Source organism: Paracoccus beibuensis, assembly GCF_026162625.1.
Taxonomy (GTDB): Bacteria; Pseudomonadota; Alphaproteobacteria; order Rhodobacterales; family Rhodobacteraceae; genus Paracoccus; species Paracoccus beibuensis.
Window position 1 is genome coordinate 191279 of the sequence record NZ_JAOTBD010000001.1, and the last position, 26033, is coordinate 217311.

Sequence of the window (26033 nt, forward strand, 5' to 3'; positions counted from 1 at the left end):
ATACGGGTTGCAAAGCGGGTCTCGACCCTGTATGGGCAGGCCTTCATCACGAAACTCCACCGGAATCAGGGTGGCCCTGGCAACAGGGGCTCTCCGGTGATGTTGAAAGGAAGACGCGTCATGGACGCCAAGGAACTTCAGTCGAAGACGCCTGACCAGCTGAAGGATCAGCTGGTCGCGCTGAAAAAGGAAGCTTTCAACCTGCGTTTCCAGCAGGCCACCGGCCAGCTTGAGAGCACCGCCCGCATGCGCACCGTCCGCCGAGACGTGGCGCGCGTGAAGACGATACTGAACCAGAAAGCGGCCGACGCCGCGGCCTCGAACTAAGGAGCCCGGTCCATGCCCAAACGCATTCTGCAAGGCCGCGTCACCAGCGACAAGAACGAACAGACGATCACCGTCCTGGTCGAGCGCCGCTTCAAGCACCCGCTTCTGCACAAGACCGTGCGGTCGTCGAAGAAATACCGCGCCCACGACGCGGAGAACCAGTTCAAGATCGGTGACACCGTTCGCATCGTCGAATGCGCGCCGATCTCGAAGACGAAGCGCTGGACTGTCCTGACGGACGAAGCGGCTACGGCCTGAAGTCCATCATCACAGATCAGAAATGATCGAAACCCTGGGGCCGCACGACGCGGTCTCCAAAGGTCGGGAGAAACCAAATGATCCAGATGCAGACCAATCTGGATGTTGCTGACAACTCCGGCGCTCGCCGGGTTCAGTGCATCAAGGTCCTGGGTGGTTCGCACCGTCGCTATGCGTCGGTGGGCGACATCATTGTCGTGTCCGTCAAGGAAGCCATCCCGCGGGGCCGGGTCAAGAAAGGTGACGTCCGCAAGGCTGTCGTCGTCCGCACCGCGAAAGAAGTGAACCGTGAAGACGGCACCTCGATCCGCTTCGACCGCAACGCCGCCGTCATCCTGAACAACCAGGGCGAACCGGTCGGCACCCGTATCTTCGGGCCGGTCGTGCGCGAGCTGCGTGCCAAGAACTTCATGAAGATCATCTCGCTTGCACCGGAGGTGCTGTGATGGCTGCCAAGCTGAAAAAAGGCGACAAGGTCGTCGTTCTGGCCGGCAAGGACAAGGGCAAGCAGGGCGAAATCGCCGCCGTCATGCCCAAGGACAACAAGGCCGTCGTTGACGGCGTGAACGTCGCGATCCGCCACACCCGCCAATCGCAGACCAGCCAAGGCGGACGCGTGTCGAAGGCCATGCCCATCGACCTGTCGAACCTGGCGCTGATGGACAAGAACGGCAAAGCGACCCGCGTCGGCTTCCGCATGGAAGACGGCACCAAGGTCCGTTTCGCCAAGACCACGGGAGACGTGATCTGATGCTGGACGCAACCAAATACACGCCCCGTCTGCGCGGTCAGTTCCGCGACCAGATCAGGGCCGCTCTTAAGGAAGAGTTCGATTACAAGAACGACATGCAGATCCCGCGTCTGGACAAGATCGTCCTGAACATGGGCGTCGGCGAGGCCGTCAAGGACACCAAGAAGGTCAAGCAGGCCGCCGAGGAGCTGTCGCTCATCGCCGGTCAGAAGGCTGTCATCACGCATGCCAAGAAGTCGATCGCCGGCTTCCGCGTCCGTGAAGAAATGCCCCTCGGCTGCAAGGTGACCCTGCGCGGCGACCGGATGTACGAATTCCTGGACCGTCTGATCAACATCGCGCTGCCCCGCGTCCGCGACTTCCGCGGCGTTAAGCCGACCTCGTTCGACGGTCGCGGCAACTACGCGATGGGCCTGAAAGAACACATCGTGTTCCCGGAAATCAACTTCGACAAGGTCGACGAAGTTCTGGGGATGGACATCATCATCTGCACCAACGCGAAGACCGACGCGGAAGCGAAGTCGCTGTTGAAGCATTTCAACATGCCGTTCACCAGCTGATCGCGGAGGGAAAGAAGATATGGCAAAGAAATCCATGGTCGAGCGCGAGAAGAAGCGCGAGCGTCTGGTCAAGCAGTACGCCGCCAAGCGCGCCGAACTGAACGAGATCGTCCACGACCAGTCCCGCCCGATGGAAGAGCGGTTCAAGGCCACGCTGAAGCTGGCCGAACTGCCGCGCAATTCGTCGGCCACGCGTCTGCACAACCGGTGCCAACTGACCGGACGTCCGCACGCATATTACCGCAAACTGAAACTGTCGCGGATCATGCTGCGCGAGCTGGGCTCGCAAGGTCAGATCCCCGGCCTGGTCAAGTCCAGCTGGTAAGGGGGAACAGGGAATGATGAACGATCCTCTCGGCGATATGCTGACCCGCATCCGCAATGCGCAGATGCGTGGCAAATCGACCGTCCGCACCCCGGCCTCCAAGCTGCGTGCCTGGGTTCTGGACGTGCTGAAAACTGAAGGTTACATCCGCGGCTACGAGGAAGTGACCACGACCGAAGGCCACAAGGAGCTGGAAATCGGTCTGAAGTACCACGACGGCAGCCCGGTGATCCGCGAACTGTCGCGCGTCTCGAAGCCCGGTCGCCGCGTCTATACCGGCGCCAGGGAAATCCCGCAGGTCCGTCAGGGTCTGGGCGTCTCGATCGTCTCGACCCCAAAGGGCGTCATGTCGGATGCAGCGGCTCGCACTGCCAATGTCGGCGGCGAAGTCCTCTGCACCGTGTTCTAAGGAGGGCAGAATGTCTCGGATTGGTAAAAAGCCGGTCGATCTGCCCAAGGGCGTGACGGCCGAGATCAAGGGTCAGACCATCGAAGTGAAGGGGCCGAAAGGCACCCGCAGCTTCACGGCGACCGACGATGTGGATGTGGTGCTGGAAGAAGGCGCCGTTGCGGTCAAGCCGCGCGGCACTTCGAAGCGCGCCCGTCAGCAGTGGGGCATGACCCGCTCGATGATCGAGAACCTGGCGACCGGCGTGTCGGCGGGCTTCAAGAAGGAACTCGAGATCCAGGGTGTGGGTTACCGCGCCAACATGCAGGGCAATGTCCTGAAGCTGGCCTTGGGTTATTCGCACGACGTCAACTTCGAGGTGCCGGCTGGTGTCACGATCACGGCGCCGAAGCAGACCGAAATCGTTGTGGAAGGCATCGACCAGCAGCTTGTTGGTCAGGTCGCCGCGAACATCCGCGAGTGGCGCAAGCCGGAGCCCTACAAGGGCAAGGGTATTCGCTACAAGGGCGAGTATGTCTTCCGCAAGGAAGGCAAGAAGAAGTAAGGGGCGCATGAAATGGCACTGAAAAAGCAAGAGCTGTTCCAGAAGCGCCGCCTGCGCGTTCGGAACAAACTGCGTGCGATGTCGAACGGCCGTCCGCGGCTGTCGGTCCACCGCTCGTCCAAGAACATCTCGGTTCAGGTCATCGACGACCTGAACGGCGTGACCCTGGCCTCGGCCAGCACGCTGGAGAAGGACCTGGGCCTGGTCGGCAAGAACAACGTCGAGGCTGCGGCCAAGATCGGTTCGGCCATCGCCGAGCGCGCGAAGGCTGCCGGCGTCGAAGACGTCGTGTTCGACCGCGGCGGCTTCATCTTCCACGGCAAGGTGAAGGCTCTGGCCGACGCCGCCCGTGAAGGTGGTCTGAAGTTCTAAATGTTGCGGGCGGCGTTTTCGCCGCCCCGATGATCCGGGGGCGCCCCGCTTCGGGCGCCCACCAGGATCGGAATAAACCGGCGCCGCGGGCGCCAAGGGAAGGAATGCCGCATGGCAGAACGTGACAACCGCCGGGGCCGCCGCGAAGAGCGCGACGAAAACCCGGAATTTCAGGATCGCCTTGTCGCGATCAACCGCGTCTCGAAGACCGTCAAGGGCGGCAAGCGCTTTGGCTTCGCCGCGCTCGTCGTCGTGGGCGACCAGCGTGGCCGCGTCGGTTTCGGCAAGGGCAAGGCCAAGGAGGTCCCCGAGGCGATCCGCAAGGCGACCGAACAAGCCAAGCGCGGCATGGTCCGCGTGCCGCTGCGTGACGGCCGCACCCTGCATCACGACATCGAAGGTCGTCATGGCGCCGGCAAGGTGATCATGCGCACCGCCGTTCCGGGGACCGGCATCATCGCCGGCGGCCCGATGCGCGCCGTGTTCGAGATGCTGGGTGTTCAGGACGTCGTGGCCAAGTCGCAGGGGTCGCAGAACCCCTACAACATGATCCGCGCAACGCTGGACGGTCTGAAGAAGGAATCGAGCCCCCGTTCGGTCGCGCAGCGTCGCGGCAAGAAGGTGGCCGACATCCTGCCGTCGAACGAAAAGCCGGCTGACGCCGCTGTCGAAGCGTAAGGAGCAGTCCAGATGGCAACCATCGTCGTGAAGCAGATCGGCTCCCCGATCCGCCGTCCGGCCATCCAGCGCGAGACGCTGAAGGGTCTGGGCCTGAACAAGATGAACCGCACCCGCGAGCTGGAGGACACTCCGTCCGTGCGCGGAATGGTCAACAAGATCCCGCATCTCGTGACCATCATCGAAGAGAAGAACTGAGCCTTTCAGGGTTCGGTGAAAGCGCCCCGCGAAAGCGGGGCGTTTTGCGTTCCGGCTCAGCCGTCGTGGCAGGCATATAGCGTGCCGCCGACTGCGACGACCGACACGGCCGCGCCTGTCAGAAGCATCGGTGAGGCGGCAACGGCCGCGGCGGCACCGCCAAGCGACGCGAGCGCCCCCGAAATGTACCCGCCGGTCCCGCTGAGGATGACCGCCCCCGACCCGTCGGGCAGCGCCTGAAGGCCCTGGATCGATCGGCGCGCCGCGGCGGATGTCAGCGCACCAGCCGCCGCCGTTGTCTGGTTCACCCGTGTGCAGACCGATCCGGCACCGGCGCGGCAGCGGCCCCAGGCATCGCGCTTCCCCAGGTCATAGCCGATCACCGATTCGTTCGATCCGTCGACGCGCAGGCAGAAGGGCAGTCGCTCCTCGTCGGTCAGCTCGGGCGTCAGGCTGCGCAGCACGACATAGCTGGGGCAGTCATGCCGGCCCCATCTCGTCGCAAGCAGTTCGCGCCGTGAGTAGGTGTCCGAGAGCCGGGCCTCGGTCTTGTCATAGCCCATGACGACATCGCGGTCGTTGATGCGGGCGGTGCAGAACACGGGCTCGTCAGCGCGCGCATCATGCGTCGTGAAGGGCAGGGCGAGGGCAATCGTCAGCAGCAGGGCTTTCATGGGGAGGTCCGTCAGGGTCATTTCGTGATCCCTAGCAACCGCAGCGGAAGGCACAAGACAACTGACGGTGAGGCGTCAGTCGACCTCACTTGAATGCGGCGGCAAGACAGTGTATGGCCCCCCGGTGCCGGTGGGCACGACGTGACAACAAGAAATGCCGCGGCCCCCTGCTTCGCTTCGAGGGTGCGTCCGGCGAAGGAGAAGCGACATGAAACTGCATGAAATCCGCGACAATGAAGGCGCCAACCGCTCGAAGAAGCGCGTTGCGCGTGGTCCCGGCTCGGGCAAGGGCAAGACCGCCGGCCGGGGTATCAAGGGCCAGAAATCCCGCTCGGGCGTCGCGCTGAACGGATACGAAGGCGGCCAGATGCCGCTCTATCGCCGCCTGCCCAAGCGCGGCTTCACCAAGCCGAACGCCAAGTCGTTCACCGTCGTCAACCTGGGCCAGATCCAGGGCTTCATCGATGCGGGCAAGATCGACGGCTCGGCCGAATTGACCGAGGACGCCCTGGTCGCCAGCGGCCTCGTGCGCCGCAAGCTGGATGGCATCCGCCTGCTGGCCAAGGGCGAGCTGAAGGCCGGGCTGACCATCGTCGTCACCGGCGCCTCGAAGGCTGCTGTCGAAGCGGTCGAGAAGGCCGGCGGAAAGGTCACGCTGCCCGCGGCACCCGCGGCGGCCGAATAAGCTGTTGATCGGGGCTTCCCTGCCCCATAGATAGCATCTAGGTTTTCAGGCGCCGCCGGTCCCCGAAACACGGGTCGGCGGCGCTGTCATGATACGGGACGGACACAAATGGCGTCAGCCGCAGAACAGATGGCCGCGAACCTCTCCTGGGGGCAGCTTGGCAAGGCCACGGAACTCCGCCAGAGGATCTGGTTCACGATCGGCGTGCTGGTCATGTATCGCATCGGCACCTATATTCCCGTGCCCGGCATCGATGGCGCGGCCTTGCGGAACTTCATGGATCAGGCGCAGGCGGGGATCGGCGGGATGCTGTCGATGTTCACCGGCGGCGCGCTTGGCCGGATGGGCGTTTTCGCACTGGGGATCATGCCCTACATCTCGGCCTCGATCATCGTGCAGTTGCTGACCTCCATGGTTCCGACGCTGGAGCAGCTGAAGAAAGAGGGCGAGCAGGGCCGCAAGAAGATCAACCAGTACACCCGCTACGGCACGGTGGCGCTGGCGCTGTTTCAGGCCTATGGCCTCGCCCGCAGCCTCGAGGCCGGGGGGCTGGCCCATGATCCGGGCCTGTTCTTCCAGGCGGCCGTGGTCATCACGCTTGTCGGCGGCACCATGTTCCTGATGTGGCTGGGCGAGCAGATCACTGCCCGCGGCGTCGGCAACGGAATCAGCCTGATCATCTTCGTCGGCATCCTGGCCGAGATTCCGGCTGCCTTGGCCAGCTTCTTCCAGCAGGGCCGCACGGGCGCCATCTCGACCCCGGTGATCCTTTTCGTGATCGTCATGCTGATCGCGGTCATCGCCTTCGTCGTCTTCATGGAGCGGGCGCTGCGCAAGATTCGCATCCAGTACCCGCGGCGCCAGGTCGGCATGAAGGTCTATGACGGCCAGACCAGCCACCTGCCGGTCAAGGTGAACCCAGCGGGCGTCATCCCGGCGATTTTCGCCAGTTCTCTGCTGCTGCTGCCGGTGACCATCTCGACCTTCTCGGGGAACGATGCGGGGCCGATCATGTCGACGATTCTGGCCTATTTTGGACCGGGCCAGCCGCTCTACCTGCTGTTCTTCGCGGGCATGGTGGTGTTCTTCACCTACTTCTATACCCAGAACGTTTCGTTCAAGACCGATGATGTGGCCGAGAACCTCAAGAACCAGGGCGGCTTCATTCCGGGCATCCGGCCGGGCAAGCGGACGCAGGATTATCTCGATTACGTCGTGAACCGGGTTCTGGTAATCGGCTCGGCCTACCTGGCGGCGGTCGTCCTCATGCCCGAGATCCTGCGCTCGCAGCTGTCGATTCCCTTCTATCTGGGCGGGACGTCGGTGCTGATCGTGGTGTCGGTCACCATGGACACGATCAACCAGGTCCAGAGCCACCTGCTGGCCCACCAGTACGAGGGGTTGATCGAGAAGTCCCAGCTCCGCGGCAAGCGCAAGCCGGGCACCGCAAAGCCCCGCCGCGCGCCGTCGCGCCGCTGAGGGCATCGAACAGGCGCGGGCCCTAGCGGGCGCCGCGCCGTCAAGCACAAGGCCGCGATGATGGCCAAGCGAGGGGGACAACGCCATGACCATCAACATCATCCTGCTCGGGCCTCCGGGCGCGGGCAAGGGAACGCAGGCCAAGCGCCTGGTCGAGGAGCGCGGCCTCGTGCAGCTGTCCACCGGCGACATGCTGCGGGCAGCCCGGTCCTCGGGGACCGAAATGGGCAAGCGCGTCGCCCAGGTCATGGACCGGGGTGAACTGGTCACCGACGAGATCGTCATCGGCCTGATCCGCGAAAAGCTGGCCGAGGGTGGCAAGGGTTTCATCTTCGACGGCTTTCCGCGAACCCTGGCGCAGGCCGATGCGCTGCGGGCGCTGCTGGCCGAAACGGGCCAGAAGCTGGACGCCGCGATCGAGCTGAAGGTCGATGACGAGGGGCTGGTCGCCCGGATCGTCAAGCGCGCCGAAGAATCGCTGGCCGCCGGAGAGCCGGTGCGCAACGACGACACGCCCCAGGTCTTTGCCGACCGGCTGCGCGAATACTACAAGAAGACCGCGCCGCTTCTGGGCTATTATTATGCCACGGGGGATCTGCGCCAGGTGGACGGCATGGCCGACATGGATGACGTGGCGGCCCGGATCGCGGACCTGCTGTCCCGGCAGGGTTGACCTTGACCGGCGCTGCAATTAAAGCACGTCATCTCGCAAGAGAATCACCCGATCCGCGGGTGGACCATCGATTGGCCCGGAGGCGCGGCTTTCGGGCCTTGCGTTGTGAAAAAAGGTTCCGGCGTTACGGAACCGCAACTGAAAAGGAAAACGCGTGGCTCGTATTGCTGGCGTCAACATTCCGACCGGGAAACGCGTCCCGATCGCACTGACCTATATCCACGGCATCGGCGACATGTATGCCGAGCAGATCTGCGAAGCGACCGGCATCGACCGCACCCGTCGCGTCAACGACCTGTCGGATGCCGAAGTTCTGGCCATCCGCGAATACATCGACGGCAACCTGACCGTCGAAGGCGACCTGCGCCGCGAAGTCCAGATGAACATCAAGCGCATGATGGACCTCGGCTCGTATCGCGGTCTGCGTCACCGTCGCGGCCTTCCGGTCCGCGGCCAGCGCACCCACACCAACGCCCGCACCCGCAAGGGCCCGGCGAAACCCATCGCCGGCAAGAAGAAGTAAGGGGGCAGCGACATGGCACGTGACAAGACCCGCATGAAGCGCAAGGAACGCAAGAACATCGCCACCGGCGTTGCTCATGTGAACTCCAGCTTCAACAATACCAAGATCCTGATCTCGGACGTTCAGGGCAACGCTATCTCGTGGTCGTCGGCCGGCACGATGGGCTTCAAGGGTTCGCGCAAGTCGACACCCTACGCCGCCCAGATGGCTGCCGAGGATGCGGCTCGCAAGGCCCAGGAACATGGCGTCCGCACCATCGACGTCGAAGTCCAAGGCCCCGGCTCGGGCCGCGAATCGGCCCTGCGTGCGCTGGCCGCCGCCGGCTTCAACATCACGGCCATCCGTGACGTGACGCCGATCGCCCATAACGGCTGCCGCCCGCCGAAGCGCCGTCGCGTCTGATCCTGGATCATCGTTGACCGGCCCGCGCGTGGCTTTCGCGCGGGCCGGACTTTCGCATTTCACCTCGGGCGTTTCCGGCCACGGTCATGGGTCGGGGACAGGTATGGAGGAAAATCCATGATCCACAAGAATTGGGCCGAATTGATCAAGCCGACCCAGCTGGTCGTCAAGCCGGGGGCCGACGCGACCCGCACCGCGACGCTCATCGCGGAGCCGCTGGAGCGGGGCTTCGGCCTGACCCTGGGCAACGCGCTGCGTCGCGTCCTGATGTCGTCGCTGCAGGGTGGCGCCATCACCGCCGTCCAGATCGACAACGTCCTGCACGAGTTCAGCAGCGTCGCCGGCGTCCGCGAGGACGTGACCGACATCGTGCTGAACCTCAAGGGCGTCACGCTGAAGATGGACGTCGAAGGCCCCAAGCGCCTGACGCTCTCGGCCAAGGGTCCGGGTGAGGTCAAGGCCAGCGACATCCAGGAAACGGCCGGCATCACCGTGCTGAACCGCGACCATGTCATCTGCCACCTGGACGACGGCGCCGAGCTGAACATGGAACTGACCGTGCAGACGGGCAAAGGCTATGTCGCCGCCGACAAGAACCGTCCCGAGGATGCGCCCATCGGCCTCATTCCGATCGACGCGATCTTCTCGCCGGTCAAGCGCGTCAGCTATGAGGTGCAGCCCACCCGCGAAGGGCAGGTGCTGGACTATGACAAGCTGACCATGAAGATCGAGACGGACGGTTCGCTGACCCCGGAAGACGCCGTGGCCTATGCCGCGCGCATCGTTCAGGACCAGCTGTCGGTCTTCGTCAACTTCGACGAGCCCGAATCGGCCACCCGCCAGGACAGCGACGACGGACTGGAGTTCGATCCGCGCCTGCTGAAGAAGGTCGACGAGCTGGAGCTGTCGGTCCGTTCGGCCAACTGCCTCAAGAACGACAACATCGTCTATATCGGCGACCTGATCCAGAAAACCGAAGCCGAGATGCTGCGCACCCCGAACTTCGGCCGCAAGTCCTTGAACGAGATCAAGGAAGTGCTGTCTGGCATGGGCCTGCACCTGGGCATGGACGTGGTCGACTGGCCGCCGGAGAACATCGAGGACCTGGCCAAGCGTTTCGACGACCAGTTCTGATTTTGGCTGGGGGGCTTCGGTCCCCCCGCCACCCGGGCTTTCCGCCCCAAGGAGAGCGGCCCGCACGCATGGGCTGCCGGACAAAGCAAAAGACGTAAAGGAGACACATCATGCGTCACGCACGTGGCTATCGCCGCCTGAACCGCACCCACGAACACCGCAAGGCGCTGTTCGCCAACATGGCCGGCTCGCTGATCGAGCACGAGCAGATCAAGACCACCTTGCCGAAAGCCAAGGAACTGCGTCCGATCGTCGAAAAGCTGATCACGCTGGCCAAGCGCGGCGATCTGCACGCCCGTCGCCAGGCTGATTCGCAGCTGAAGCAGGACATGCACGTCGCCAAGCTGTTCGACGTCCTGGGCGAGCGCTACAAGGATCGCCAGGGCGGCTATGTCCGCATCCTGAAAGCCGGCTTCCGCTATGGCGACATGGCGCCGATGGCGATCATCGAGCTGGTCGACCGCGACACCTCGGCCAAGGGTGCCGCCGACCGCGCCCGCCTGGAAGCCGAGTTCGCCGCCGAAGAGTGATTTCGAGACGATTCCTGAAGAAGCCCCGTTGCGCAGGTCGCGGCGGGGCTTTTCTTTGGGCAGACAAAGGCTGACGTAGCGGCACGTGGTGCGTGAAGGCTTTGACGGCATGTGCGCAGGCTGTATCGTATGACTGTGGTGTTGCCCCGGTTCGTCATATTGCCCACGAACCGGAATATTTGAAAACTCCCCGTTGTTGTTAACTTTTATGAAATGATATGAGGGCAAAGCTGCAAGTGACGCCCCCTTCAACCTCTAGAAATCATTTTCGACGCCCATGTCTTCTCGCGCAGATATAAACGCTGGACTTCGGAAGCTGGGCAAGGTTGCTCTGTCTGGGTATTTCGTCGGTCTGCACATCCGCTTTGCGGCCCCCTTGATGCAGTTCCAGACCTACGCCGAGGAATGGGCCGAGTTCTATTCCCAGAATGGCTATGCGCTGCGGGACCCGACGATTGCCTGGGGGTTCTCGACGACCGGCGCCTGTCGATGGTCGGCGCTGCCAATCCCGGACCCGTTCGACATCCTCAAGGATGCTGCGGATCACGGCCTCATTTATGGGTTGACCGTGTCGCACGGCCCAATCGCGTCACGTACGATCGCGTCTTTCGCCCGTCCCGATCGAGAATTTACGGATGCCGAGATCCAGGAGATCTCGACGACGGTATGGCGGCTCCACGAAGTGACCGAGCCGCCTGCGAGCCTGACCAAGGCTCAGAAAGAAGCCCTTCGTTGCATTGCCGAGGGCGATCGTCACGCAGCAGCGGCTGCCAAGCTTGGCATCACCGAAAGCGCCTTCAAGGCAAGGCTGATCTCGGTCCGAGAACGTTTGAACGCCCGGACCACGGCCGAGGCGCTTCAGAGAGCCAAGGAATACCGTCTGTTGTAGTAGGTCGCCGGGGTGAGTGCGAGGCGCGGAGGGGGCCCACACCTCAGGAGCAACACATGCAAACGACGACATTGTCTTTTTCCAACCTCCACAACCATGGCGAGTTGTTCGCCAATCTGTTTCGCGCCCGAAAACAGAGTTTCATCATTCAGAAGAACTGGGACCTGCCCGAGGCAGAGGACATGGAGTTCGACCAGTACGACACTCCGCAGAGCCGCTGGATCGCGATACACGACAAGGGCGAGGTCCTGGCTGGCATCCGCCTGACGCCCACCACCGCGCGGTGCGGGATCTATTCGTACATGATTCGTGATGCGCAAGAAGGGATTCTGGGGGGCTCGATCCCACAGGACCTGCTGTTCCAGCCTGCTCCGGTCGATCCCTATGTCTGGGAATGTTCGCGCGTGTTCGTCAGCCACTCGATCCCACAGATGTACCGCCGCAAGGTGCACTTCAAGATGGTTGAGGCAATGACCGGATCGGCCCGCGACATGGGTGCCACCCGGCTGATCGCGCTGACGGGTGCCAATTGGCCGCGCTGGTACGGCCGCTGCGGCCTGACGGCCGAGGCCCTTGGCCGAGAGATGTGGATCGACGACGGTGCCTTCCAGTGCGTGTCGATCGACCTGACCGCGAAGATGCACTGATCGTCGATCACCTCTGTTGCAGATGCCGCGTCCGACCTAGATTATGGGCGTCATGGCGGATCTTTTCGATACAGCATCACATTCCGAACCTCCGCGATCAGCGGGGGTCAGGCCCTTGGCCGACCGCATCCGTCCTGCAAAGCTTTCCGACGTCATCGGCCAGGCGCGCGTCCTGGGACCGGACGGTCCGTTGGGCAGCATGCTGGCAGCCGGCAGTCTCTCTTCCCTGATCCTCTGGGGTCCGCCGGGGGTGGGCAAGACCACGATCGCACGGCTTCTGGCCGATGAAAGCGACTTGGCCTTCGTGCAGATCAGCGCGATCTTCACGGGCGTTCCAGACCTGCGCAAGGTGTTCGACGCCGCGAAGCTGCGCCGCCAGCAGGGCCGCGCGACGCTGCTGTTCGTCGACGAAATCCACCGATTCAACAAGGCGCAGCAGGACAGCTTCCTGCCGCATATGGAAGACGGCACGATCCTGCTGGTCGGTGCCACGACCGAGAACCCGTCCTTCGAGTTGAACGCCGCCGTCCTGTCGCGCGCGCAGGTCATCGTGTTGGAGCGCCTGGGATTTGCCGACTTGGAACTGTTGGCCCAACGCGCCGAGCGGGAGCTTGGCCGCAAGCTGCCCCTGACGGCCGAAGCGCGCGAGGCGCTGCTCGAGATGGCCGATGGCGACGGTCGCGCGGCGCTGAACCTGATCGAGCAGGTGGCGGCGTGGAAGACCGACGCGAAGGTCGATGCCGAGGCGCTGGCGCAGCGGCTGATGAAGCGGGCCGCGAAGTACGACAAGTCGGGCGACGAGCATTTCAACCTGATCTCGGCCCTCCACAAATCGGTGCGCGGCAGCGACCCCGACGCGGCTCTTTATTGGCTGGCGCGCATGCTGGAGGGGGGCGAGGATCCGCGCTACCTGGCCCGCCGCATCACCCGCATGGCAATCGAGGATATCGGGCTGGCCGATCCGGCCGCCGCGCGGCATTGCCTGGATGCCTGGACGCTTTACGAACGCCTCGGCAGCCCCGAGGGCGAGTTGGCGTTGGGTCAGGCAGTCATCTACCTGGCGCTGGCCCCCAAGTCGAACGCCGGATACGTCGCCTACAAGGCGGCCCGCGCCGAGGCCCGGCGCACGGGCAGCCAGATGCCGCCCGCCCATATCCTGAACGCGCCGACAAAGATGATGAAGGACCAGGGCTATGGCGCCGGATACGCCTATGACCACGACGCCGAGGACGGGTTCAGCGGCCAGAACTACTTCCCGGACGGGCTGAAGCGCCCGGTTCTCTATACTCCGGTCGAGAGGGGCTTCGAGCGCGAACTGAAGCGCAGGCTGGACTGGTTCGTCAGCCAGCGCCTGAAGCGCGGCAGTTGACTTTGCGCGCCCAAGCGCCGAGGAGCAGCCCATGATGAACCCATTCCTTCAGGTCGCCCTTGGCGGCGCGGCAGGTGCGACGGCACGCTATGCCGTCTATCGCGCCATCGCCTGGCACGGCCCCGGCTTCCCGGTCGCCACCGGCGTTGTCAACGTGCTGGGCAGCTTTGCCATGGGTGTGCTGGCCGTCGCGTTGGCCGAGCGGCTTGGCAACCACTATGCGCCGCTTCTGCTGAGCGGGTTTTTGGGCGGGTTCACGACGTTTTCGGCATTCTCGCTGGACGCGCTGACCCTGTGGGAGCGTGGCCAGGTCTGGGGAATGGGAATCTATGTGCTGACCTCGGTCGTGCTGTCGCTGCTGGCGGTGGTCGCGGGCCTGGCTGTCGGACGGGGGATATGGGCATGAGCGGCGTTCAGACGATCATCGTGGGTCAGGACGAGGGCGAGATGCGCCTGGACCGCTGGCTGAAGAAGCGGTTTCCGCAGCTGTCGCAGGGCGCGGTCGAGAAGATGTGCCGCACCGGGCAGCTGCGCGTCGACGGAGGCCGCGTGAAGGCCGCCACCCGGATCGAGCCGGGCCAGGAGGTGCGCGTCCCGCCGCTGCCCGACGCCCAGCCTGTTCCCGCCAGGCCGCGCCCCATCGGGCCGCGCCTCACCGACGGCGACGTGCAGATGATCCAGGCGGCCGTCCTGTGGAAGGACGAACACATCATTGCGCTGAACAAGCTGCCGGGCCTTCCCAGCCAGGGCGGCAGCGGGTTGGGCGGCCGTCACGTCGACGGGCTGACCGAGGCGCTGATGTTCGGCTACAAGGACCGTCCCAAGCTGGTGCACCGGCTGGACAAGGACACCTCCGGCGTCCTGCTGCTGGCGCGCACCGACCGCGTGGCGCGCGCCCTGTCCGAGGCGTTCCGCTCGCGCACGACGCGCAAGATCTATTGGGCGGCGGTGGCGGGCGTGCCGCATCCGCGGATGGGCACCGTCCGCTATGGCCTGGTCAAGGGCGGCGGCGGGCGCGGCGACAACGAGAAGATGATCGCCGTCCACCCGCGCGACATCGACACGACCGAGGGCGCCAAGCGCGCGACGACGGATTATGCCGTGCTGGACGCGCTGGGGACGCGGGCAAGCTGGTGTGCACTGGTGCCGATCACCGGCCGCACCCACCAGCTGCGCGCCCACATGGCGGAACTGGGGCACCCGATCGTGGGTGACGGCAAGTATGGCGGCTCGGGTCAGGAAAACCTGGGCGACGGCTGGGGCGCACAGCTTGGCGGAGAGATCAGCAAGAAGCTGCACCTGCACGCCCGCAGCATCGCCTTCGACCACCCCATCACCAAGAAGCGCATGACGCTGACGGCAGCCTTGCCCGAACATATGCAGCGGACGTGGAAATCGCTCGGTTGGCACGAGAACGACGTCCCCGACGATCCCTTCGCGGAGGCCGAATGAGGCTGGTCGTCTTCGACGTCGACGGCACGCTGGTCGACAGCCAGGACCACATCCACCACGCGATGAGCTTTGCCTTCCAGGAAGCCGGGCTGGCGCCGCTGCCCAAGGCCGAGGTGCTGACAATCGTCGGGCTGTCGCTGCCCGTTGCCGTCGCCGAGCTGGCGCCCGAGGCGGATGTCCAGACGCAGGTGCGGATCGTCGCGGGCTACAAGGACAGCTTCATGAAGGCGCGGCTGGAACAGGCCGCACCGCTTTATCCCGGCGCGATGGAGTGTCTTGATCGGTTGGCCATGCGCGACGACCTGCTGCTGGCAATCGCGACCGGCAAGTCGCGGCGCGGGCTGGATGCGATGATCGCGGCGCATGGGCTGGCCGGGCGGTTCCTCAGCCTGCAGACGGCGGACGGGCATCCGTCGAAGCCGCACCCCTCGATGCTGCTGGCGGCCATGGCCGAAACGGGAATCGAGGCCGGGCAGGCCGTCATGATCGGCGACACCAGCTTCGACATGCTGATGGCCGGTGCGGCCGGCATGGCGGGCTTTGGCGTCAGCTGGGGCTATCACCCGGCGGCGGCGCTGACCGATGCCGGTGCCGCGCGGATCGTGGATGAATTCGACACCCTGACCCGAACCATCGAGGAGTGGGCTGAATGAGCGAATGGAAGGCGCGCAGGTTCTGGACGCGGGTCGATACCCGCGCCACCGACGGCGGATACGAGATCCTGCTGGACGACCGCCAGCTGCGCACGCCGAACAAGAAGCCGCTGGTCCTGCCGACCGAACCGCTGGCGCAGGCCATCGCCGCCGAATGGGACGCCCAATCCGCCGAGATCCTGCCCCACACCATGCCGCTGACGCGCGCCGCCAATTCGGCCGTCGAGAAGGTGGCCCCACAGGTCGACGGCGTGGTGGGGATGCTGGCCGAATATGGCGGCACGGACCTGCTGTGCTATCGGGCACCCGAGCCCGCCGAACTGGTCGAACGGCAGGCGGCGGAATGGGACCCTCTGCTGGACTGGGCGGCAACCGAATTGCGCGCACCCCTGCAAACGACGGCGGGGGTGATTCCCGTCGACCAGGACCCGGACGCGCTGGAACGGCTGCGCGCGGAAGTTGCGGCGCTGGATGTCTGGGCGCTGACGGCGCTGCACGATCTTGTGACGATCCCCGGTTCACTGGTCCTGGGGCTGGCGGTCATCCGGGGACGCCTGTCTGCGGCCGAGGCGCATCGGCTGTCCCGCATCGACGAAGATTTCCAGATCGAACGCTGGGGCGCCGACGAGGAAGCGGCGGAAGCCGCCGAGGAGCGCCGCCTGTCCATGGAATGGGCAGAACGGCTGTGGCAGCTGTCCCGCCGGGGTTGAGTGCCCTAGCGTCGTCCGACGCGGTTCTTGACGCGCAGCTTTGTACCGGCACAATATCGCCTATTGGGACGGCAAATTGCGCGCCGTGCTATGACGACAAGGGCCGGGACCGGTCCGCATCGCCTTCGGGGGTCGCGCGCGACGGCCCGGACGCTCCAACACAGAGGTAGCAATGACAAAATCGGTTTTCCTGGGGACGGTGGCCGCGGCGACGGTGTTTGCCGGCATGGGGCTGGCCCAAGAGGGCTCGACCCTGGCGCAGGTCAAGGAACGTGACGAGTTGAACTGCGGCGTGAACACGGGCCTTGTCGGCTTCGCCGCGCCGGATGCCAGCGGCAACTGGACGGGCTTCGATGTCGCCTATTGCCGCGCGCTGGCCGCGGCCGTTCTGGGCGACCCGAACAAGGTGCGTTTCGTGCCGACCACCGGCCAGACCCGCTTCACGGCGCTCAGCTCGGGTGAGGTCGACGTTCTGGCGCGGAACTCGACCTGGACCTTCTCTCGCGATACCGACCTGGCACTCGATTTCGTAGGCGTGAACTATTACGACGGCCAGGGCTTCATGGTCCGCAAGGATCTGGGCGTGACCTCGGCCAAGGAACTGGACGGCGCCACCATCTGCATCCAGACCGGCACCACGACCGAGCTGAACCTGGCCGATTATTTCCGCGCCAACAACATGGCCTACACGCCCGTCAACATCGACAGCAATGCCGAAGGTGAACAGCAGTACATGGCCGGCGCCTGCGACGCCTATACCACCGACGCCTCGGGCTTGGCGGCCACGCGCGCGGCCTTCGCCGACCCGGAAAACCACATCATCCTGCCCGAGATCATCTCGAAGGAGCCGCTGGGGCCGGCGGTGCGCCACGGCGACAACAACTGGGGCGACATCGCCCGCTGGACACTGAACGCGCTGATCGCGGCCGAGGAATACGGCGTCACCTCGCGAAACATCGAGGAACTGGTCAGGTCCTCGAACAACCCCGAGGTCCAGCGTCTTCTGGGCGTGTCGGACGAACTCGGCGCGATGATCGGCCTCGACGCCGAGTGGGCGCGCCGCGCGATCCTGGCGAACGGCAACTATGGCGAGATCTTCGCAGCCAATATCGGCGAACAGACCCCGATCGGCCTGGCCCGCGGGCTGAACGCGCAGTGGACGCAGGGCGGCCTGCTCTACGCGCAGCCGTTCCGCTGATCCTGAAGACCCGCGGGCCGGACCGGCCCGCGGCTGTCCTGCAACGATAAACCTGCCCACGCAAAGCGGCGACAAGCCGATGGCAGGCGACAGGGGTAAAGATGATGACGGACGTCTCGGTGCCGGCGAACCCGCCGTTCCGGCTGAGCATGCTGATCCATGACCGACGTTACAGGTCGCTGACCTTTCAGGTCATCGTGTTCATCCTGGTGATGGCGCTGTTCTGGTGGCTGATCAACAACACGCTGCAGAACCTGGCCCTGCTGGGAAAAAGCTTCGACTTCGGCTTTCTGTTCCAGCGCGCCGGATACGACATTCCGCAGACGCCGATCCCCTATACCGCCGATGACACGCATCTGCGCGCGGCCGTCGTTGGCCTGCTGAACACGCTGATCGTGGCGGTGCTGGGCTGCATCTCGGCCACCATCCTGGGCGTGATCGTGGGCGTCGCGCGGCTGTCGAAGAACTGGCTGTTCGCGCGGCTGATGACCGTCTTCGTCGAGATCTTCCGCAACATGCCGCTGCTGCTGTGGATCCTGATCGTCTTTGCGATCTTCACCGAGATCCTGCCGCCGCCCAACGCCTATCGCGGAGAGGACCCGGCCTGGTCGATGATCCTCTTCGACAACGTGGCGCTGACGAATCGTTATACCTCGATCCCGACGCTGGGGATGACCAACGACCCCGGCAGCCTGGATCTGGGCGCGCGGATCACCTTCAACTGGGCGACCATCGCTTTCGTCGTGGCACTGTTGGGCGGGTGGTTCGCGCGTCGCGCGATCCGCAGCCGCGCGCAGGCGGTGCAGGACCGGACGGGGGACCGTCCCGCGACCTGGTGGAAGACGCTGGCGGTGATGGTGCTGCCGTCGCTGTTCCTGATCTGGTATTTCGGCCTGCACCTGGTGCCGCCCAGCCTGCAGGGCTTCAACTTCTCGGGCGGGCTGAACGTGGCGAACGGCCTGGTGGCCCTGTGGCTGGCGCTGACGCTCTATACCGCTGCCTTCATCGCCGAGATCGTGCGCGCCGGCATTCTGGCCGTCAGCCGCGGCCAGTCCGAGGCCGCCTTCGCCCTGGGCCTGCGCCCCAACCGCACCATGAGCCTGGTGATCCTTCCGCAGGCGCTGCGGGTGATCATTCCGCCGCTGATCTCGCAGTATCTCAACCTGACCAAGAACAGTTCTCTGGCCATTGCCGTCGGCTACATGGACCTGCGCGGCACGCTTGGCGGCACGACGCTGAACCAGACGGGCCGAGAGCTGGAGGCCATCGTGCTGATGATGCTGACCTACCTGGCGCTCAGCCTGATCATCTCGGCCGGAATGAACGTCTTCAACGCCAGCGTCAAACTGAAGGAGCGGTGAGATGAGCGACACCCATGCCCAGACCGTCCCCTTCGTTCGAGACACGATGCTGCCCGCGGCCCCGCCGCCCGACCGGCAGGCGGGGGCCGTCCGCTGGCTGCGAGAAAACCTGTTCTCGGGGCCGGTGAACACCGTCCTGACGATCCTCGGGGCGCTGATCGTCTGGTTCCTGTTCGTGACCTTCTGGGACTGGTTCGCCCACTCCGTCTGGAACGCCTCCAGCCTCTCCGAGTGCCGAGAGATCATCGCCGCCACCTGGGGCGAGGGCGCGCGCGGCGCATGTTTCGCCGTCATCCGCGAGCGGTGGAACCAGTATATCTTCGGCTTCTATCCGCCCGATCTCTACTGGCGGCCGACGATGACCTTCGGCCTGCTGATGGTCGCGCTGGCGCCGGTGCTGTTCGGCGCGTCGCTGTTGATCCGCCGCGTGGTGCTGGCCGTCACCGCTGTCGTCACGCTGGGGGCAATGATCGTGCTGGGCGTGCCAGCGGGCTGGCTGGCCTTCACGGCGCTGGTCCTGGGTTTCGGGCTCTACGCGTCCGAGCGCAACATCGCCTGGCTGCTGCCCTTCTCGGTCATCTATCCGCTGCTGGGGGTCTGGTTTCTTTGGGGCGGGACGCTCTGGGGGCCGATCTTCGTGCTGGTGGCGCCGGTGCTGGGCTGGCTGGCATGGCGGCTGCTGGCTGGGCGTGCCCCAATGCTGGGGGCAGTCGCGGCGGGGGTGGTCACGGTCCTCTTCTGGCTGTTCCTGGCCGGTGATGCAGCCAGCGACGCGCAGGGCCTGATCCCGCTGGCGATCGAGCCGGTGCGGTCGGACCGCTTCGGCGGCTTCCTTCTGTCGCTGACCATCGGCGTGGCGGGCATCGCGCTGTCCCTGCCGCTCGGCATCGTGCTGGCGCTGGCGCGGCAGTCGGACATGTTTCTGATCAAGTCGCTGGCGGTGATCTTCATCGAGTTCATCCGCGGCGTCCCCCTGATTGCGCTGCTGTTCGTGGCGTCGCTGCTCTTGAACTATTTCCTGCCGCCGGGCACCAGCTTCGACATCATCCTGCGCGTGATCATCATGGTGACGATCTTCGCCGCCGCCTACATGGCCGAGGTGATCCGCGGCGGCCTGGCCGCCCTGCCCAAGGGCCAGTACGAGGCCGCGGACGCGCTTGGCCTCGACTACTGGAAGGCGCAGCGGCTGATCGTCCTGCCGCAGGCGCTGAAGATCAGCATCCCCGGGATCGTGTCGACCTTCATCGGCATGTTCAAGGACACGACGCTGGTGACCTTCGTTGGCCTCTACGACCCGCTGAAGTCGATGTCGGACGCGGTGCGCGCCAATATCGCCTGGAAGGGCATCTACTGGGAGCCGTTCATTTTCGTCGGCGCCATCTTCTTTCTCATCTGCTTCGGCATGTCGCGATACTCGATGTATCTGGAACGCCGGCTGCAGCGCGACCACAGGTAGGACCCGATGACCGAACAGAGCCCCCGCCACCGGATGACGATCAGCGATGAGGTCGCCATCGACATTCGCAACATGAACAAGTGGTACGGCAGCTTCCACGTGCTGCGCGATATCGACCTGACAGTGCACAAGGGCGAACGGATCGTCATCGCCGGCCCGTCCGGATCTGGCAAGTCCACGCTGATCCGCTGCATCAACCGGCTGGAGGAGCATCAGTCGGGGCATATCGTTGTCGACGGGGTGGAACTGACCAGCGATATCAAGAACATCGACAAGGTGCGGTCCGAGGTCGGGATGGTGTTCCAGCACTTCAACCTGTTCCCGCACCTGACCGTGCTCGAGAACTGCACGCTGGCGCCGATCTGGGTCCGCAACGTCCCACGCAGGCAGGCCGAGGCGACGGCTCGGCGATTTCTTGAAAAGGTCAAGATCCCCGAACAGGCCGACAAGTATCCGGGGCAACTGTCGGGCGGCCAGCAGCAGCGCGTGGCCATTGCGCGGTCCCTGTGCATGCAGCCCAAGATCATGCTGTTTGACGAACCGACCAGCGCCCTGGACCCCGAGATGATCAAGGAGGTTCTGGACACGATGATCGAGCTGGCCGAAGAAGGGATGACGATGATCTGCGTCACCCACGAGATGGGCTTTGCCCAAGCCGTGGCGAACCGCGTCATCTTCATGGACCAGGGCCAGATCGTCGAGCAGAACGCGCCGCGCGAGTTCTTCAACAGCCCCCAATCGGAACGGACAAAGCTGTTCCTGAGCCAGATCCTGGGCCACTGAGCGGGCAGGGGGCGCTGCCCCCAGCCCGTAACGGGTATCAGCTGCGGCCGTCGAAGCGGACGAAGTCCATGACGCTGCCTTGGCCCGGCTGGACGTCGCGCCAGTCGTCGATCTGGAAGTCGACCACCAGCGTGGCGGCCGTCGGATAACGGCGGAAATCCGGCTCCATCGGCGCGCGGGCCGGCAGCATGGCCGCGAATTCCGAGATGCCGGGGTTGTGGCCCAGCATCATGACCGTCGGCTGCGTCGCGGTCTTCAGGACCGACAGCATCCGGTCCGTGCCCGCCTGATACAGCGACGGCTCGATCCGCATCAGCGGCCTGACCTCCAACGGTGCGCCGGCGATGACCGCCCAGGTTTCCTGCGTGCGGGCCGAGGAAGAGCAGAGAACTTCCTCGGGCTCGTAGCCGCGGCTGGCCATCCAGTCCCCCAGCGCGCGGGCCGAGCGGCGGCCACGGTCGTTCAGCGGACGGTCATGATCGTCCAGCGTCGGATCGTCCCAAGCCGACTTGGCATGGCGGGTCAGGATCAGGCGTCGGTATCCAAGTGGCGTCATCGCGGTCTGCCTTTCATGCCATCGGTCCGCGCAGCCTGCCACAGCATTCGGCCAAGCTGCAAGCGGACACCGCCGGATGCGCGATCAGAGGCCGGTATCGCCCTGGCGAAGTCCCCGCGGCTTGACGCGCGGTTCAGTCGTGCGGATCAGCGATCCCGCGCCATGCTCGGTGAACAGTTCCAGCAGGCAGGCGTTCGGGACGCGACCGTCCAGGATCACGACGGCCCGCACGCCATCCTCGAGCGCCTTCAGCGCCGTTTCGGTCTTGGGGATCATGCCGCCGGCGATCTGGCCATCGACGATCATCGCGCGCACCTGATCGGGATGAAGCGCGGTCACCACCTCGCCCGAGGCGTCCTTGACGCCCGACACGTCGGTCAACAGCAGCAGCCGGTCGGCCTGAAGTGCGCCGGCAATGGCGCCGGCGGCCGTGTCGCCGTTGACGTTGAAGGTCTCGTTGTCCTCCATCCCCGTGGCGACGGGGGCGATGACGGGGATCATGCCGGCGCCGTAGAGGTCGCGGATGATCTGGACGTTCATCTCGACCGGGCGACCGACGAAGCCCAGTTCAGGGTCGTCGACCTCGCAGACCATCATGTCGTCGTCCTTGCCCGAGATGCCGACCGCGCGGCCGCCGGCGTCGTTGATGGCCTGGACGATGCGCTTGTTCACAAGGCCGGACAGCACCATCTCGACCACCTCGACGGTTTCCTTGGTGGTCACGCGCTTGCCGCGCACGAAGCGGCTCTCGATCCCCAGGCGGTCCAGCAGGTCGTTGATCATCGGGCCGCCGCCGTGGCAGACGACCGGGTTCATGCCGACCTGCTTCATCAGGACGATGTCGCGGGCGAATTCCGCCATGGCGTCGTCGTCGCCCATCGCGTTGCCGCCGAACTTGACGACGACCACGGCGCCCGAATAGCGCTGCAGATAGGGCAGGGCTTCAGAAAGGGTGCGGGCGGTGGCGATCCAGTCACGGTTCATGCTCTGTCTTCTCATCCTGAAGGTCCCTGGCTGACGGGGCGGACCCTAGGGCGCATGCGCCTGTCAGTCCAGCCCGGCGATGATCGTCCGCAACGTGGAAATGCCGTGGCCTTTCTCGGAAGACGTCACCACGATCTCTGGGTAAGCCGCGGGATGCTTCTGCAGCGCCTCCTCGACCTGGGCCAGCACCGGCCTGACCGCGTTCGGGCCAAGCTTGTCGGTCTTGGTCATCACGACCTGGAACGGCACCGCGGAACGGTCGAGCAGCGTCATGATCTCGTGATCGACATCCTTCACGCCGTGGCGCGAGTCGATCAGGCAGAAGGCGCGGCGGAGCGTCGGGCGACCGGCGAGGTAGTTCTTGAGCAGCGCCTGCCACTTGGCCACGACCGCCACGGGCGCCTTGGCAAAGCCATAGCCGGGAAGGTCGACCAGGTAGGACCGGTCGCCGAGGGTGAAATAGTTGATCTCTTGCGTGCGGCCCGGCGTGTTCGAAGCGCGGGCGATGCCCTTGCGGCCGGTCAGCGCGTTGATCAGGCTGGATTTGCCGACGTTCGAACGGCCCGCGAAGCAGACTTCGGGGCGGTCGGCGGGGGGCAGGCCGTCCATCGCAACGACGCCCTTGAGGAAGTCGACGGGACCGGCGAACAGCAGGCGCGCGGCCTCGGCTGCGGCGGCGTCGGGCTCTGGCGCGACGGGGAATGAAACCTTCATGTGGTGACCTGATCCTGAAGGCGGATCTGGCCGCCGGTGACGACTTCGGCAAAGACGCCGAAGTCGGTATGGCCGAAATGGCGGTCCAGCGTCTGGACCATGTCGATGTCGCGCTGCCCCGTTTCGGTGTCGGCGCTGGTGGCGTCGCAGCGGCCCACATGGGCGGTGATGCGCAGCTCGACCTCTCCGACGCGGATGACGTGGCCGACCAGTTCGCGTTCCGCGAAGGGCGGCCAGCCCTCGATCCAGAGGTTGCCGCGCCAGCGATGCGTGCCGAGGGTTTGGCCCGTGCGCGATTCGAGGTCCGCGAGGCTGGAGAGCGACAGCACCGAAAGCCACGGCCACTTCTGGTCGGTCCAGATGGCGGCGCCCTGCACTAAGCGCGTCGGCGCGGGGGCCTCGGTCGGCCAGAGGGGGCACAGCCAGTCGATCAGCCGCGGACCTTCGGAATGGGGATCGATCGTGATGCTGCCGTGGCGCGGATGTGACAGATGCAGGCGGTCATCCCGCCACCCGCCCCTGATGGCCTGGAGATCGAGCGAGGCGACGCCGCGCAGGAAGCAGGATTTGGGCAGCCAGCGGTCAGGCTGGCCCGCGGCCTGGCTGGCGACGGCGTGGCGTTCGCCAGCCTCGGTCAGGATCGCCCATTCCCGGTCGCCGGGCAGGCGGCGGGCGGGCCGGAGGGTGACGCTGTCCAGCCCCTCTCCGCCGACCGACTTGATCGGGTGGCGGCGGATCAGGGCCAGACGCGGGGTCACTTGCCGCCTTCGCGCCGGCGGGCCGGCAGCGACGACTTGATGTTGCCGAACAGGTCCGGGCGATGCCCGTGCATCGACATGATCGTGTACTGCTGGATGATCGTGATCACGTTGTTGGTGATCCAGTAGAGCACGAGGCCCGAGGCGAAACCGCCCAGCATGAACATGAAGATCCACGGCATCCAGGCGAAGATCATCTTCTGTGCCGGGTCGGTTGGGGCCGGGTTCAGCCGCTGCTGCATCCACATGCTGATGCCCAGAACGATCGCCAGGGCGGGCAGCGACAACGAGTGAAGCAGCGTCCCCTGGGCCGGCGCCGCAAAGGGCAGCAGGCCGAACAGGTTCAGAAGGCTGGAAGGATCGGGCGCGGAAAGGTCGTGAATCCAGCCGATCCAGGGCGCGTGGCGCAGTTCGATCGTGACGAAGATCACCTTGTAGAGCGAGAAGAAGATCGGGATCTGCAGCAGGATCGGCAGGCAGCCGGCGGCCGGGTTGACCTTTTCGCGCTTGTAGAGCGACATGACTTCCTTCTGGAACTTCATGCGGTCGTCGCCGGTGCGGTTCTTGATCTCCTCCATCTGCGGCTGCAGTTCCTTCATCTTCGCCATCGAGATGTAGGACTTGCGGGCCAGCGGGAAGACCAGCGTCTTCAGCACGAAGGTCAGCGCGATGATCGCCCAGCCCATGTTGCCGATGATGCCGTGCAGCCAGTGCAGCAGGCGGAAGATCGGCTTGGTCAGGAAATAGAACCAGCCCCAGTCGATGGCGTCGACGAAACGCTCGATGCCGGGGGCCTCGGCGTAGCCGTCGAGGACCTCCCAGACCTTGGCACCGGCAAACAGGTAGCTGTCGGCGGTCAGCTGCGTGCCCGGCTGCACGGTCTGCATCGGGAAGCGGGCTTCGGTCTGGTAGATGTCGGCGCCGTCGGCGTATTTCACGACCGCCGTGAAGGCCTGACCCGGCGCGGGCGCCAAAGACGTCATCCAGTACTTGTCGGTGAAGCCGATCCAGCCGTTGCCGCTGACCTCGTAGACCTCGGCGCGGCCTTCGCGGGCGACTGGCTCGAGTTCGGCGATATCTCCGTAGTCCATCTCCAGAAGGGTGCCGTCCTGCATGCCGACGACGCCTTCGTGCAGGACGAAGTAGTTCTGCGTGTTCGGACGGCCGTGGCGTGCGATGATCCCGTAGGGAGCGGCCGTGAACGCGGCGTCGCCGTTGTTCTCGATGCTCTGCGAGACGGTGAAGAGGTAATTCTCGTCCAGCTGGAAGGTGCGGCGGAAGACCTGGCCGGCGCCGTTGTCCCACGCCAACGTGACCGGCTGGCCGGGGGACAGCGTGTCGCCGGACTCCAGCGACCAGACGGTGCCTGGACCTGGAACGGCAGACGGATCCACGCCCGCACCGGGCGTCCAGCCATAGACGGCGTAATAGGGCTTGTAGGCCGCCGGATCGGTGACGACGGTATCATCGGCGGTCGCGGACGAGGGCGACAGAAGGCGGACGTCGGGCGAATTCTCGTCCAGCGTCTCTTCGTAGCGGGTCAGCAGCAGGTCGTCGATCCGTCCGCCCAGCAGCGAGACCGAGCCTGCCAGCGCCTCGGACGCAATGGGAACCCGAGCAACCGGATCGGCAGCCCCGGGGGCCACCGCAAGGTCCGTGGGCGCCGTTTCGGTGGCGGCAGGGGCCAGTGGCTGGTCCGTGATCGTCTGCTCGGTCAGGGGCTGGCCCGAGGGCTGGTCCGACACCGGCTCGGGGGCGAAGACCGTGTACCAGACCAGGATCACCAGGAACGACAGGACCGTCGCCAGGATCAGATTGCGGTTGTTGTCTTCCATACTTCGGTTACCACCGTCATCGCGTCAGTCGCGCCGGTTCAACAGAAGCGACCCCGAAAGGTCAAGCGGATTTGGCATCCGGTGCAGGAAAACAAGGGGCTTCGGAACGGTCCGAAGCGGGGCCGCGCTGCCCGCCGGGGGCTTGG

Annotated in this window: 35 protein-coding genes; 29 read left to right on the plus strand and 6 right to left on the minus strand. The window is 65.1% G+C overall.

Features of this window, described 5'->3' with window-relative positions:
• The first annotated feature begins 120 nt into the window (after positions 1-120).
• From rpmC to rpmD, 11 genes are all read left to right on the plus strand, one after another.
• Positions 121-327 carry a 50S ribosomal protein L29 gene (gene rpmC, locus OC159_RS01030; protein ID WP_265499290.1) on the plus strand — a complete coding sequence of 69 codons (207 nt, stop codon included), beginning with the start codon at positions 121-123 and terminating at the stop codon, positions 325-327.
• Between the two features lie 12 nt (positions 328-339).
• Complete coding sequence (gene rpsQ, locus OC159_RS01035; RefSeq protein ID WP_265499291.1) at positions 340-585, plus strand: 30S ribosomal protein S17; 246 nt, start codon at positions 340-342, stop codon at positions 583-585.
• A gap of 77 nt (positions 586-662) precedes the next feature.
• Positions 663-1031, plus strand: a complete 369-nt coding sequence (gene rplN / locus OC159_RS01040) for a 50S ribosomal protein L14 (protein WP_022708219.1) — start codon at positions 663-665, stop codon at positions 1029-1031.
• Positions 1031-1336 carry a 50S ribosomal protein L24 gene (rplX, locus tag OC159_RS01045; protein WP_265499292.1) on the plus strand — a complete coding sequence of 102 codons (306 nt, stop codon included), beginning with the start codon at positions 1031-1033 and terminating at the stop codon, positions 1334-1336. Before rplN ends, rplX begins: the two co-directional genes overlap by 1 nt.
• Positions 1336-1896, plus strand: a complete 561-nt coding sequence (gene rplE, locus OC159_RS01050; protein WP_265499293.1) for a 50S ribosomal protein L5 — start codon at positions 1336-1338, stop codon at positions 1894-1896. Before rplX ends, rplE begins: the two co-directional genes overlap by 1 nt.
• 19 nt (positions 1897-1915) lie before the next feature.
• The gene (gene rpsN, locus OC159_RS01055) at positions 1916-2221 is read left to right on the plus strand and encodes a 30S ribosomal protein S14 (RefSeq protein WP_265499294.1); all 306 of its coding nucleotides are present in this window, start codon (positions 1916-1918) and stop codon (positions 2219-2221) included.
• A 16-nt stretch (positions 2222-2237) separates the two neighbouring features.
• Positions 2238-2630 carry a 30S ribosomal protein S8 gene (gene rpsH, locus OC159_RS01060; RefSeq protein WP_265499423.1) on the plus strand — a complete coding sequence of 131 codons (393 nt, stop codon included), beginning with the start codon at positions 2238-2240 and terminating at the stop codon, positions 2628-2630.
• Positions 2631-2640: 10 nt separating this feature from the next.
• The gene (gene rplF, locus OC159_RS01065) at positions 2641-3174 is read left to right on the plus strand and encodes a 50S ribosomal protein L6 (protein WP_265499424.1); all 534 of its coding nucleotides are present in this window, start codon (positions 2641-2643) and stop codon (positions 3172-3174) included.
• 12 nt (positions 3175-3186) lie between these two features.
• Complete coding sequence (rplR, locus tag OC159_RS01070) at positions 3187-3546, plus strand: 50S ribosomal protein L18 (protein ID WP_265499295.1); 360 nt, start codon at positions 3187-3189, stop codon at positions 3544-3546.
• Positions 3547-3657: 111 nt separating this feature from the next.
• Positions 3658-4224: a 30S ribosomal protein S5 gene (rpsE, locus tag OC159_RS01075; RefSeq protein ID WP_265499296.1), complete on the plus strand. Its 567-nt coding sequence runs from the start codon at positions 3658-3660 to the stop codon at positions 4222-4224.
• Between the two features lie 12 nt (positions 4225-4236).
• Positions 4237-4422, plus strand: a complete 186-nt coding sequence (gene rpmD / locus OC159_RS01080) for a 50S ribosomal protein L30 (RefSeq protein WP_265499297.1) — start codon at positions 4237-4239, stop codon at positions 4420-4422.
• Positions 4423-4478: 56 nt separating this feature from the next.
• Here the strand turns inward: rpmD and OC159_RS01085 are convergent, their stop codons facing one another.
• Positions 4479-5096, minus strand: coding sequence for a hypothetical protein (locus tag OC159_RS01085; RefSeq protein WP_265499298.1), 618 nt, complete (start codon positions 5094-5096; stop codon positions 4479-4481).
• 208 nt (positions 5097-5304) lie between these two features.
• Here OC159_RS01085 and rplO point away from each other — a divergent pair, with 208 nt between their 5' ends.
• The 18 genes from rplO to OC159_RS01175 all read left to right on the plus strand — a co-directional run bounded on the left by rplO (position 5305) and on the right by OC159_RS01175 (position 21040).
• A complete protein-coding gene (gene rplO / locus OC159_RS01090) occupies positions 5305-5781 on the plus strand; it encodes a 50S ribosomal protein L15 (protein WP_265499299.1) in 477 nt (158 codons plus the stop codon).
• Positions 5782-5889: 108 nt separating this feature from the next.
• Positions 5890-7260, plus strand: coding sequence for a preprotein translocase subunit SecY (gene secY / locus OC159_RS01095; RefSeq protein ID WP_265499300.1), 1371 nt, complete (start codon positions 5890-5892; stop codon positions 7258-7260).
• A gap of 85 nt (positions 7261-7345) precedes the next feature.
• Positions 7346-7933, plus strand: coding sequence for an adenylate kinase (locus tag OC159_RS01100; protein ID WP_265499301.1), 588 nt, complete (start codon positions 7346-7348; stop codon positions 7931-7933).
• Between the two features lie 154 nt (positions 7934-8087).
• Complete coding sequence (gene rpsM, locus OC159_RS01105) at positions 8088-8456, plus strand: 30S ribosomal protein S13 (RefSeq protein WP_265499302.1); 369 nt, start codon at positions 8088-8090, stop codon at positions 8454-8456.
• Positions 8457-8468: 12 nt separating this feature from the next.
• Complete coding sequence (rpsK, locus tag OC159_RS01110; RefSeq protein WP_265499303.1) at positions 8469-8858, plus strand: 30S ribosomal protein S11; 390 nt, start codon at positions 8469-8471, stop codon at positions 8856-8858.
• Between the two features lie 117 nt (positions 8859-8975).
• Positions 8976-9992: a DNA-directed RNA polymerase subunit alpha gene (locus tag OC159_RS01115; protein WP_265499304.1), complete on the plus strand. Its 1017-nt coding sequence runs from the start codon at positions 8976-8978 to the stop codon at positions 9990-9992.
• A gap of 110 nt (positions 9993-10102) precedes the next feature.
• Entirely contained in the window at positions 10103-10522 is a 420-nt protein-coding gene (rplQ, locus tag OC159_RS01120; RefSeq protein ID WP_265499306.1) for a 50S ribosomal protein L17, read from the plus strand.
• Positions 10523-10799: 277 nt separating this feature from the next.
• Positions 10800-11411, plus strand: a complete 612-nt coding sequence (locus tag OC159_RS01125) for a helix-turn-helix transcriptional regulator (RefSeq protein WP_265499307.1) — start codon at positions 10800-10802, stop codon at positions 11409-11411.
• Positions 11412-11467: 56 nt separating this feature from the next.
• A complete protein-coding gene (locus OC159_RS01130; protein ID WP_265499308.1) occupies positions 11468-12058 on the plus strand; it encodes an acyl-homoserine-lactone synthase in 591 nt (196 codons plus the stop codon).
• Between the two features lie 52 nt (positions 12059-12110).
• Entirely contained in the window at positions 12111-13427 is a 1317-nt protein-coding gene (locus OC159_RS01135; protein WP_265499309.1) for a replication-associated recombination protein A, read from the plus strand.
• Positions 13428-13458: 31 nt separating this feature from the next.
• Complete coding sequence (gene crcB / locus OC159_RS01140; protein WP_265499310.1) at positions 13459-13833, plus strand: fluoride efflux transporter CrcB; 375 nt, start codon at positions 13459-13461, stop codon at positions 13831-13833.
• Positions 13830-14879, plus strand: a complete 1050-nt coding sequence (locus OC159_RS01145) for an RluA family pseudouridine synthase (protein ID WP_265499311.1) — start codon at positions 13830-13832, stop codon at positions 14877-14879. The genes crcB and OC159_RS01145 overlap by 4 nt, the downstream gene beginning before the upstream one ends.
• On the plus strand, positions 14876-15532 hold the full coding sequence (locus OC159_RS01150; protein WP_265499312.1) for an HAD-IA family hydrolase: 657 nt from the start codon (positions 14876-14878) through the stop codon (positions 15530-15532). Before OC159_RS01145 ends, OC159_RS01150 begins: the two co-directional genes overlap by 4 nt.
• Complete coding sequence (locus OC159_RS01155; RefSeq protein WP_265499313.1) at positions 15529-16242, plus strand: ATP12 family chaperone protein; 714 nt, start codon at positions 15529-15531, stop codon at positions 16240-16242. Before OC159_RS01150 ends, OC159_RS01155 begins: the two co-directional genes overlap by 4 nt.
• 172 nt (positions 16243-16414) lie before the next feature.
• Complete coding sequence (locus OC159_RS01160) at positions 16415-17440, plus strand: amino acid ABC transporter substrate-binding protein (RefSeq protein ID WP_265499314.1); 1026 nt, start codon at positions 16415-16417, stop codon at positions 17438-17440.
• Positions 17441-17544: 104 nt separating this feature from the next.
• The gene (locus OC159_RS01165; RefSeq protein WP_265499425.1) at positions 17545-18801 is read left to right on the plus strand and encodes an amino acid ABC transporter permease; all 1257 of its coding nucleotides are present in this window, start codon (positions 17545-17547) and stop codon (positions 18799-18801) included.
• A gap of 1 nt (position 18802) precedes the next feature.
• Complete coding sequence (locus tag OC159_RS01170; protein WP_265499315.1) at positions 18803-20257, plus strand: amino acid ABC transporter permease; 1455 nt, start codon at positions 18803-18805, stop codon at positions 20255-20257.
• Between the two features lie 6 nt (positions 20258-20263).
• Positions 20264-21040 carry an amino acid ABC transporter ATP-binding protein gene (locus OC159_RS01175; protein WP_322626694.1) on the plus strand — a complete coding sequence of 259 codons (777 nt, stop codon included), beginning with the start codon at positions 20264-20266 and terminating at the stop codon, positions 21038-21040.
• A gap of 37 nt (positions 21041-21077) precedes the next feature.
• Here the strand turns inward: OC159_RS01175 and OC159_RS01180 are convergent, their stop codons facing one another.
• The 5 genes from OC159_RS01180 to yidC all read right to left on the minus strand — a co-directional run bounded on the left by OC159_RS01180 (position 21078) and on the right by yidC (position 25887).
• A complete protein-coding gene (locus OC159_RS01180; RefSeq protein WP_265499316.1) occupies positions 21078-21596 on the minus strand; it encodes a SixA phosphatase family protein in 519 nt (172 codons plus the stop codon).
• An 84-nt stretch (positions 21597-21680) separates the two neighbouring features.
• The gene (gene argB, locus OC159_RS01185; RefSeq protein WP_265499427.1) at positions 21681-22580 is read right to left on the minus strand and encodes an acetylglutamate kinase; all 900 of its coding nucleotides are present in this window, start codon (positions 22578-22580) and stop codon (positions 21681-21683) included.
• 63 nt (positions 22581-22643) lie between these two features.
• On the minus strand, positions 22644-23294 hold the full coding sequence (yihA, locus tag OC159_RS01190; RefSeq protein ID WP_265499317.1) for a ribosome biogenesis GTP-binding protein YihA/YsxC: 651 nt from the start codon (positions 23292-23294) through the stop codon (positions 22644-22646).
• Complete coding sequence (locus OC159_RS01195) at positions 23291-24052, minus strand: MOSC domain-containing protein (protein WP_265499318.1); 762 nt, start codon at positions 24050-24052, stop codon at positions 23291-23293. The genes yihA and OC159_RS01195 overlap by 4 nt, the downstream gene beginning before the upstream one ends.
• Positions 24049-25887 carry a membrane protein insertase YidC gene (yidC, locus tag OC159_RS01200; protein ID WP_265499319.1) on the minus strand — a complete coding sequence of 613 codons (1839 nt, stop codon included), beginning with the start codon at positions 25885-25887 and terminating at the stop codon, positions 24049-24051. Before yidC ends, OC159_RS01195 begins: the two co-directional genes overlap by 4 nt.
• Between the last annotated feature and the right edge of the window lie 146 nt (positions 25888-26033).

Bases quoted from the DNA above. Each gene is read 5' to 3' on its own strand.
- rplX (WP_265499292.1), top strand. From the start codon at position 1,031: ATGGCTGCCAAGCTGAAAAAAGGCGACAAGGTCGTCGTTCTGGCCGGC.
- rpsK (WP_265499303.1), top strand. From the start codon at position 8,469: ATGGCACGTGACAAGACCCGCATGAAGCGCAAGGAACGCAAGAACATC.
- OC159_RS01150 (WP_265499312.1), top strand. From the start codon at position 14,876: ATGAGGCTGGTCGTCTTCGACGTCGACGGCACGCTGGTCGACAGCCAG.
- rpmD (WP_265499297.1), top strand. From the start codon at position 4,237: ATGGCAACCATCGTCGTGAAGCAGATCGGCTCCCCGATCCGCCGTCCG.
- rpsQ (WP_265499291.1), top strand. From the start codon at position 340: ATGCCCAAACGCATTCTGCAAGGCCGCGTCACCAGCGACAAGAACGAA.
- OC159_RS01155 (WP_265499313.1), top strand. From the start codon at position 15,529: ATGAGCGAATGGAAGGCGCGCAGGTTCTGGACGCGGGTCGATACCCGC.
- yihA (WP_265499317.1), bottom strand. From the start codon at position 23,294: ATGAAGGTTTCATTCCCCGTCGCGCCAGAGCCCGACGCCGCCGCAGCC.
- rplN (WP_022708219.1), top strand. From the start codon at position 663: ATGATCCAGATGCAGACCAATCTGGATGTTGCTGACAACTCCGGCGCT.
- rplO (WP_265499299.1), top strand. From the start codon at position 5,305: ATGAAACTGCATGAAATCCGCGACAATGAAGGCGCCAACCGCTCGAAG.
- OC159_RS01115 (WP_265499304.1), top strand. From the start codon at position 8,976: ATGATCCACAAGAATTGGGCCGAATTGATCAAGCCGACCCAGCTGGTC.
- OC159_RS01100 (WP_265499301.1), top strand. From the start codon at position 7,346: ATGACCATCAACATCATCCTGCTCGGGCCTCCGGGCGCGGGCAAGGGA.
- rplQ (WP_265499306.1), top strand. From the start codon at position 10,103: ATGCGTCACGCACGTGGCTATCGCCGCCTGAACCGCACCCACGAACAC.
- OC159_RS01085 (WP_265499298.1), bottom strand. From the start codon at position 5,096: ATGAAAGCCCTGCTGCTGACGATTGCCCTCGCCCTGCCCTTCACGACG.
- OC159_RS01130 (WP_265499308.1), top strand. From the start codon at position 11,468: ATGCAAACGACGACATTGTCTTTTTCCAACCTCCACAACCATGGCGAG.
- OC159_RS01160 (WP_265499314.1), top strand. From the start codon at position 16,415: ATGACAAAATCGGTTTTCCTGGGGACGGTGGCCGCGGCGACGGTGTTT.
- rplR (WP_265499295.1), top strand. From the start codon at position 3,187: ATGGCACTGAAAAAGCAAGAGCTGTTCCAGAAGCGCCGCCTGCGCGTT.
- OC159_RS01145 (WP_265499311.1), top strand. From the start codon at position 13,830: ATGAGCGGCGTTCAGACGATCATCGTGGGTCAGGACGAGGGCGAGATG.
- OC159_RS01175 (WP_322626694.1), top strand. From the start codon at position 20,264: ATGACCGAACAGAGCCCCCGCCACCGGATGACGATCAGCGATGAGGTC.
- rpsN (WP_265499294.1), top strand. From the start codon at position 1,916: ATGGCAAAGAAATCCATGGTCGAGCGCGAGAAGAAGCGCGAGCGTCTG.
- OC159_RS01170 (WP_265499315.1), top strand. From the start codon at position 18,803: ATGAGCGACACCCATGCCCAGACCGTCCCCTTCGTTCGAGACACGATG.
- secY (WP_265499300.1), top strand. From the start codon at position 5,890: ATGGCGTCAGCCGCAGAACAGATGGCCGCGAACCTCTCCTGGGGGCAG.
- rpsE (WP_265499296.1), top strand. From the start codon at position 3,658: ATGGCAGAACGTGACAACCGCCGGGGCCGCCGCGAAGAGCGCGACGAA.
- OC159_RS01125 (WP_265499307.1), top strand. From the start codon at position 10,800: ATGTCTTCTCGCGCAGATATAAACGCTGGACTTCGGAAGCTGGGCAAG.
- yidC (WP_265499319.1), bottom strand. From the start codon at position 25,887: ATGGAAGACAACAACCGCAATCTGATCCTGGCGACGGTCCTGTCGTTC.
- OC159_RS01180 (WP_265499316.1), bottom strand. From the start codon at position 21,596: ATGACGCCACTTGGATACCGACGCCTGATCCTGACCCGCCATGCCAAG.
- rplF (WP_265499424.1), top strand. From the start codon at position 2,641: ATGTCTCGGATTGGTAAAAAGCCGGTCGATCTGCCCAAGGGCGTGACG.
- rpsH (WP_265499423.1), top strand. From the start codon at position 2,238: ATGAACGATCCTCTCGGCGATATGCTGACCCGCATCCGCAATGCGCAG.
- rpmC (WP_265499290.1), top strand. From the start codon at position 121: ATGGACGCCAAGGAACTTCAGTCGAAGACGCCTGACCAGCTGAAGGAT.
- crcB (WP_265499310.1), top strand. From the start codon at position 13,459: ATGATGAACCCATTCCTTCAGGTCGCCCTTGGCGGCGCGGCAGGTGCG.
- OC159_RS01135 (WP_265499309.1), top strand. From the start codon at position 12,111: ATGGCGGATCTTTTCGATACAGCATCACATTCCGAACCTCCGCGATCA.
- argB (WP_265499427.1), bottom strand. From the start codon at position 22,580: ATGAACCGTGACTGGATCGCCACCGCCCGCACCCTTTCTGAAGCCCTG.
- OC159_RS01165 (WP_265499425.1), top strand. From the start codon at position 17,545: ATGACGGACGTCTCGGTGCCGGCGAACCCGCCGTTCCGGCTGAGCATG.
- rplE (WP_265499293.1), top strand. From the start codon at position 1,336: ATGCTGGACGCAACCAAATACACGCCCCGTCTGCGCGGTCAGTTCCGC.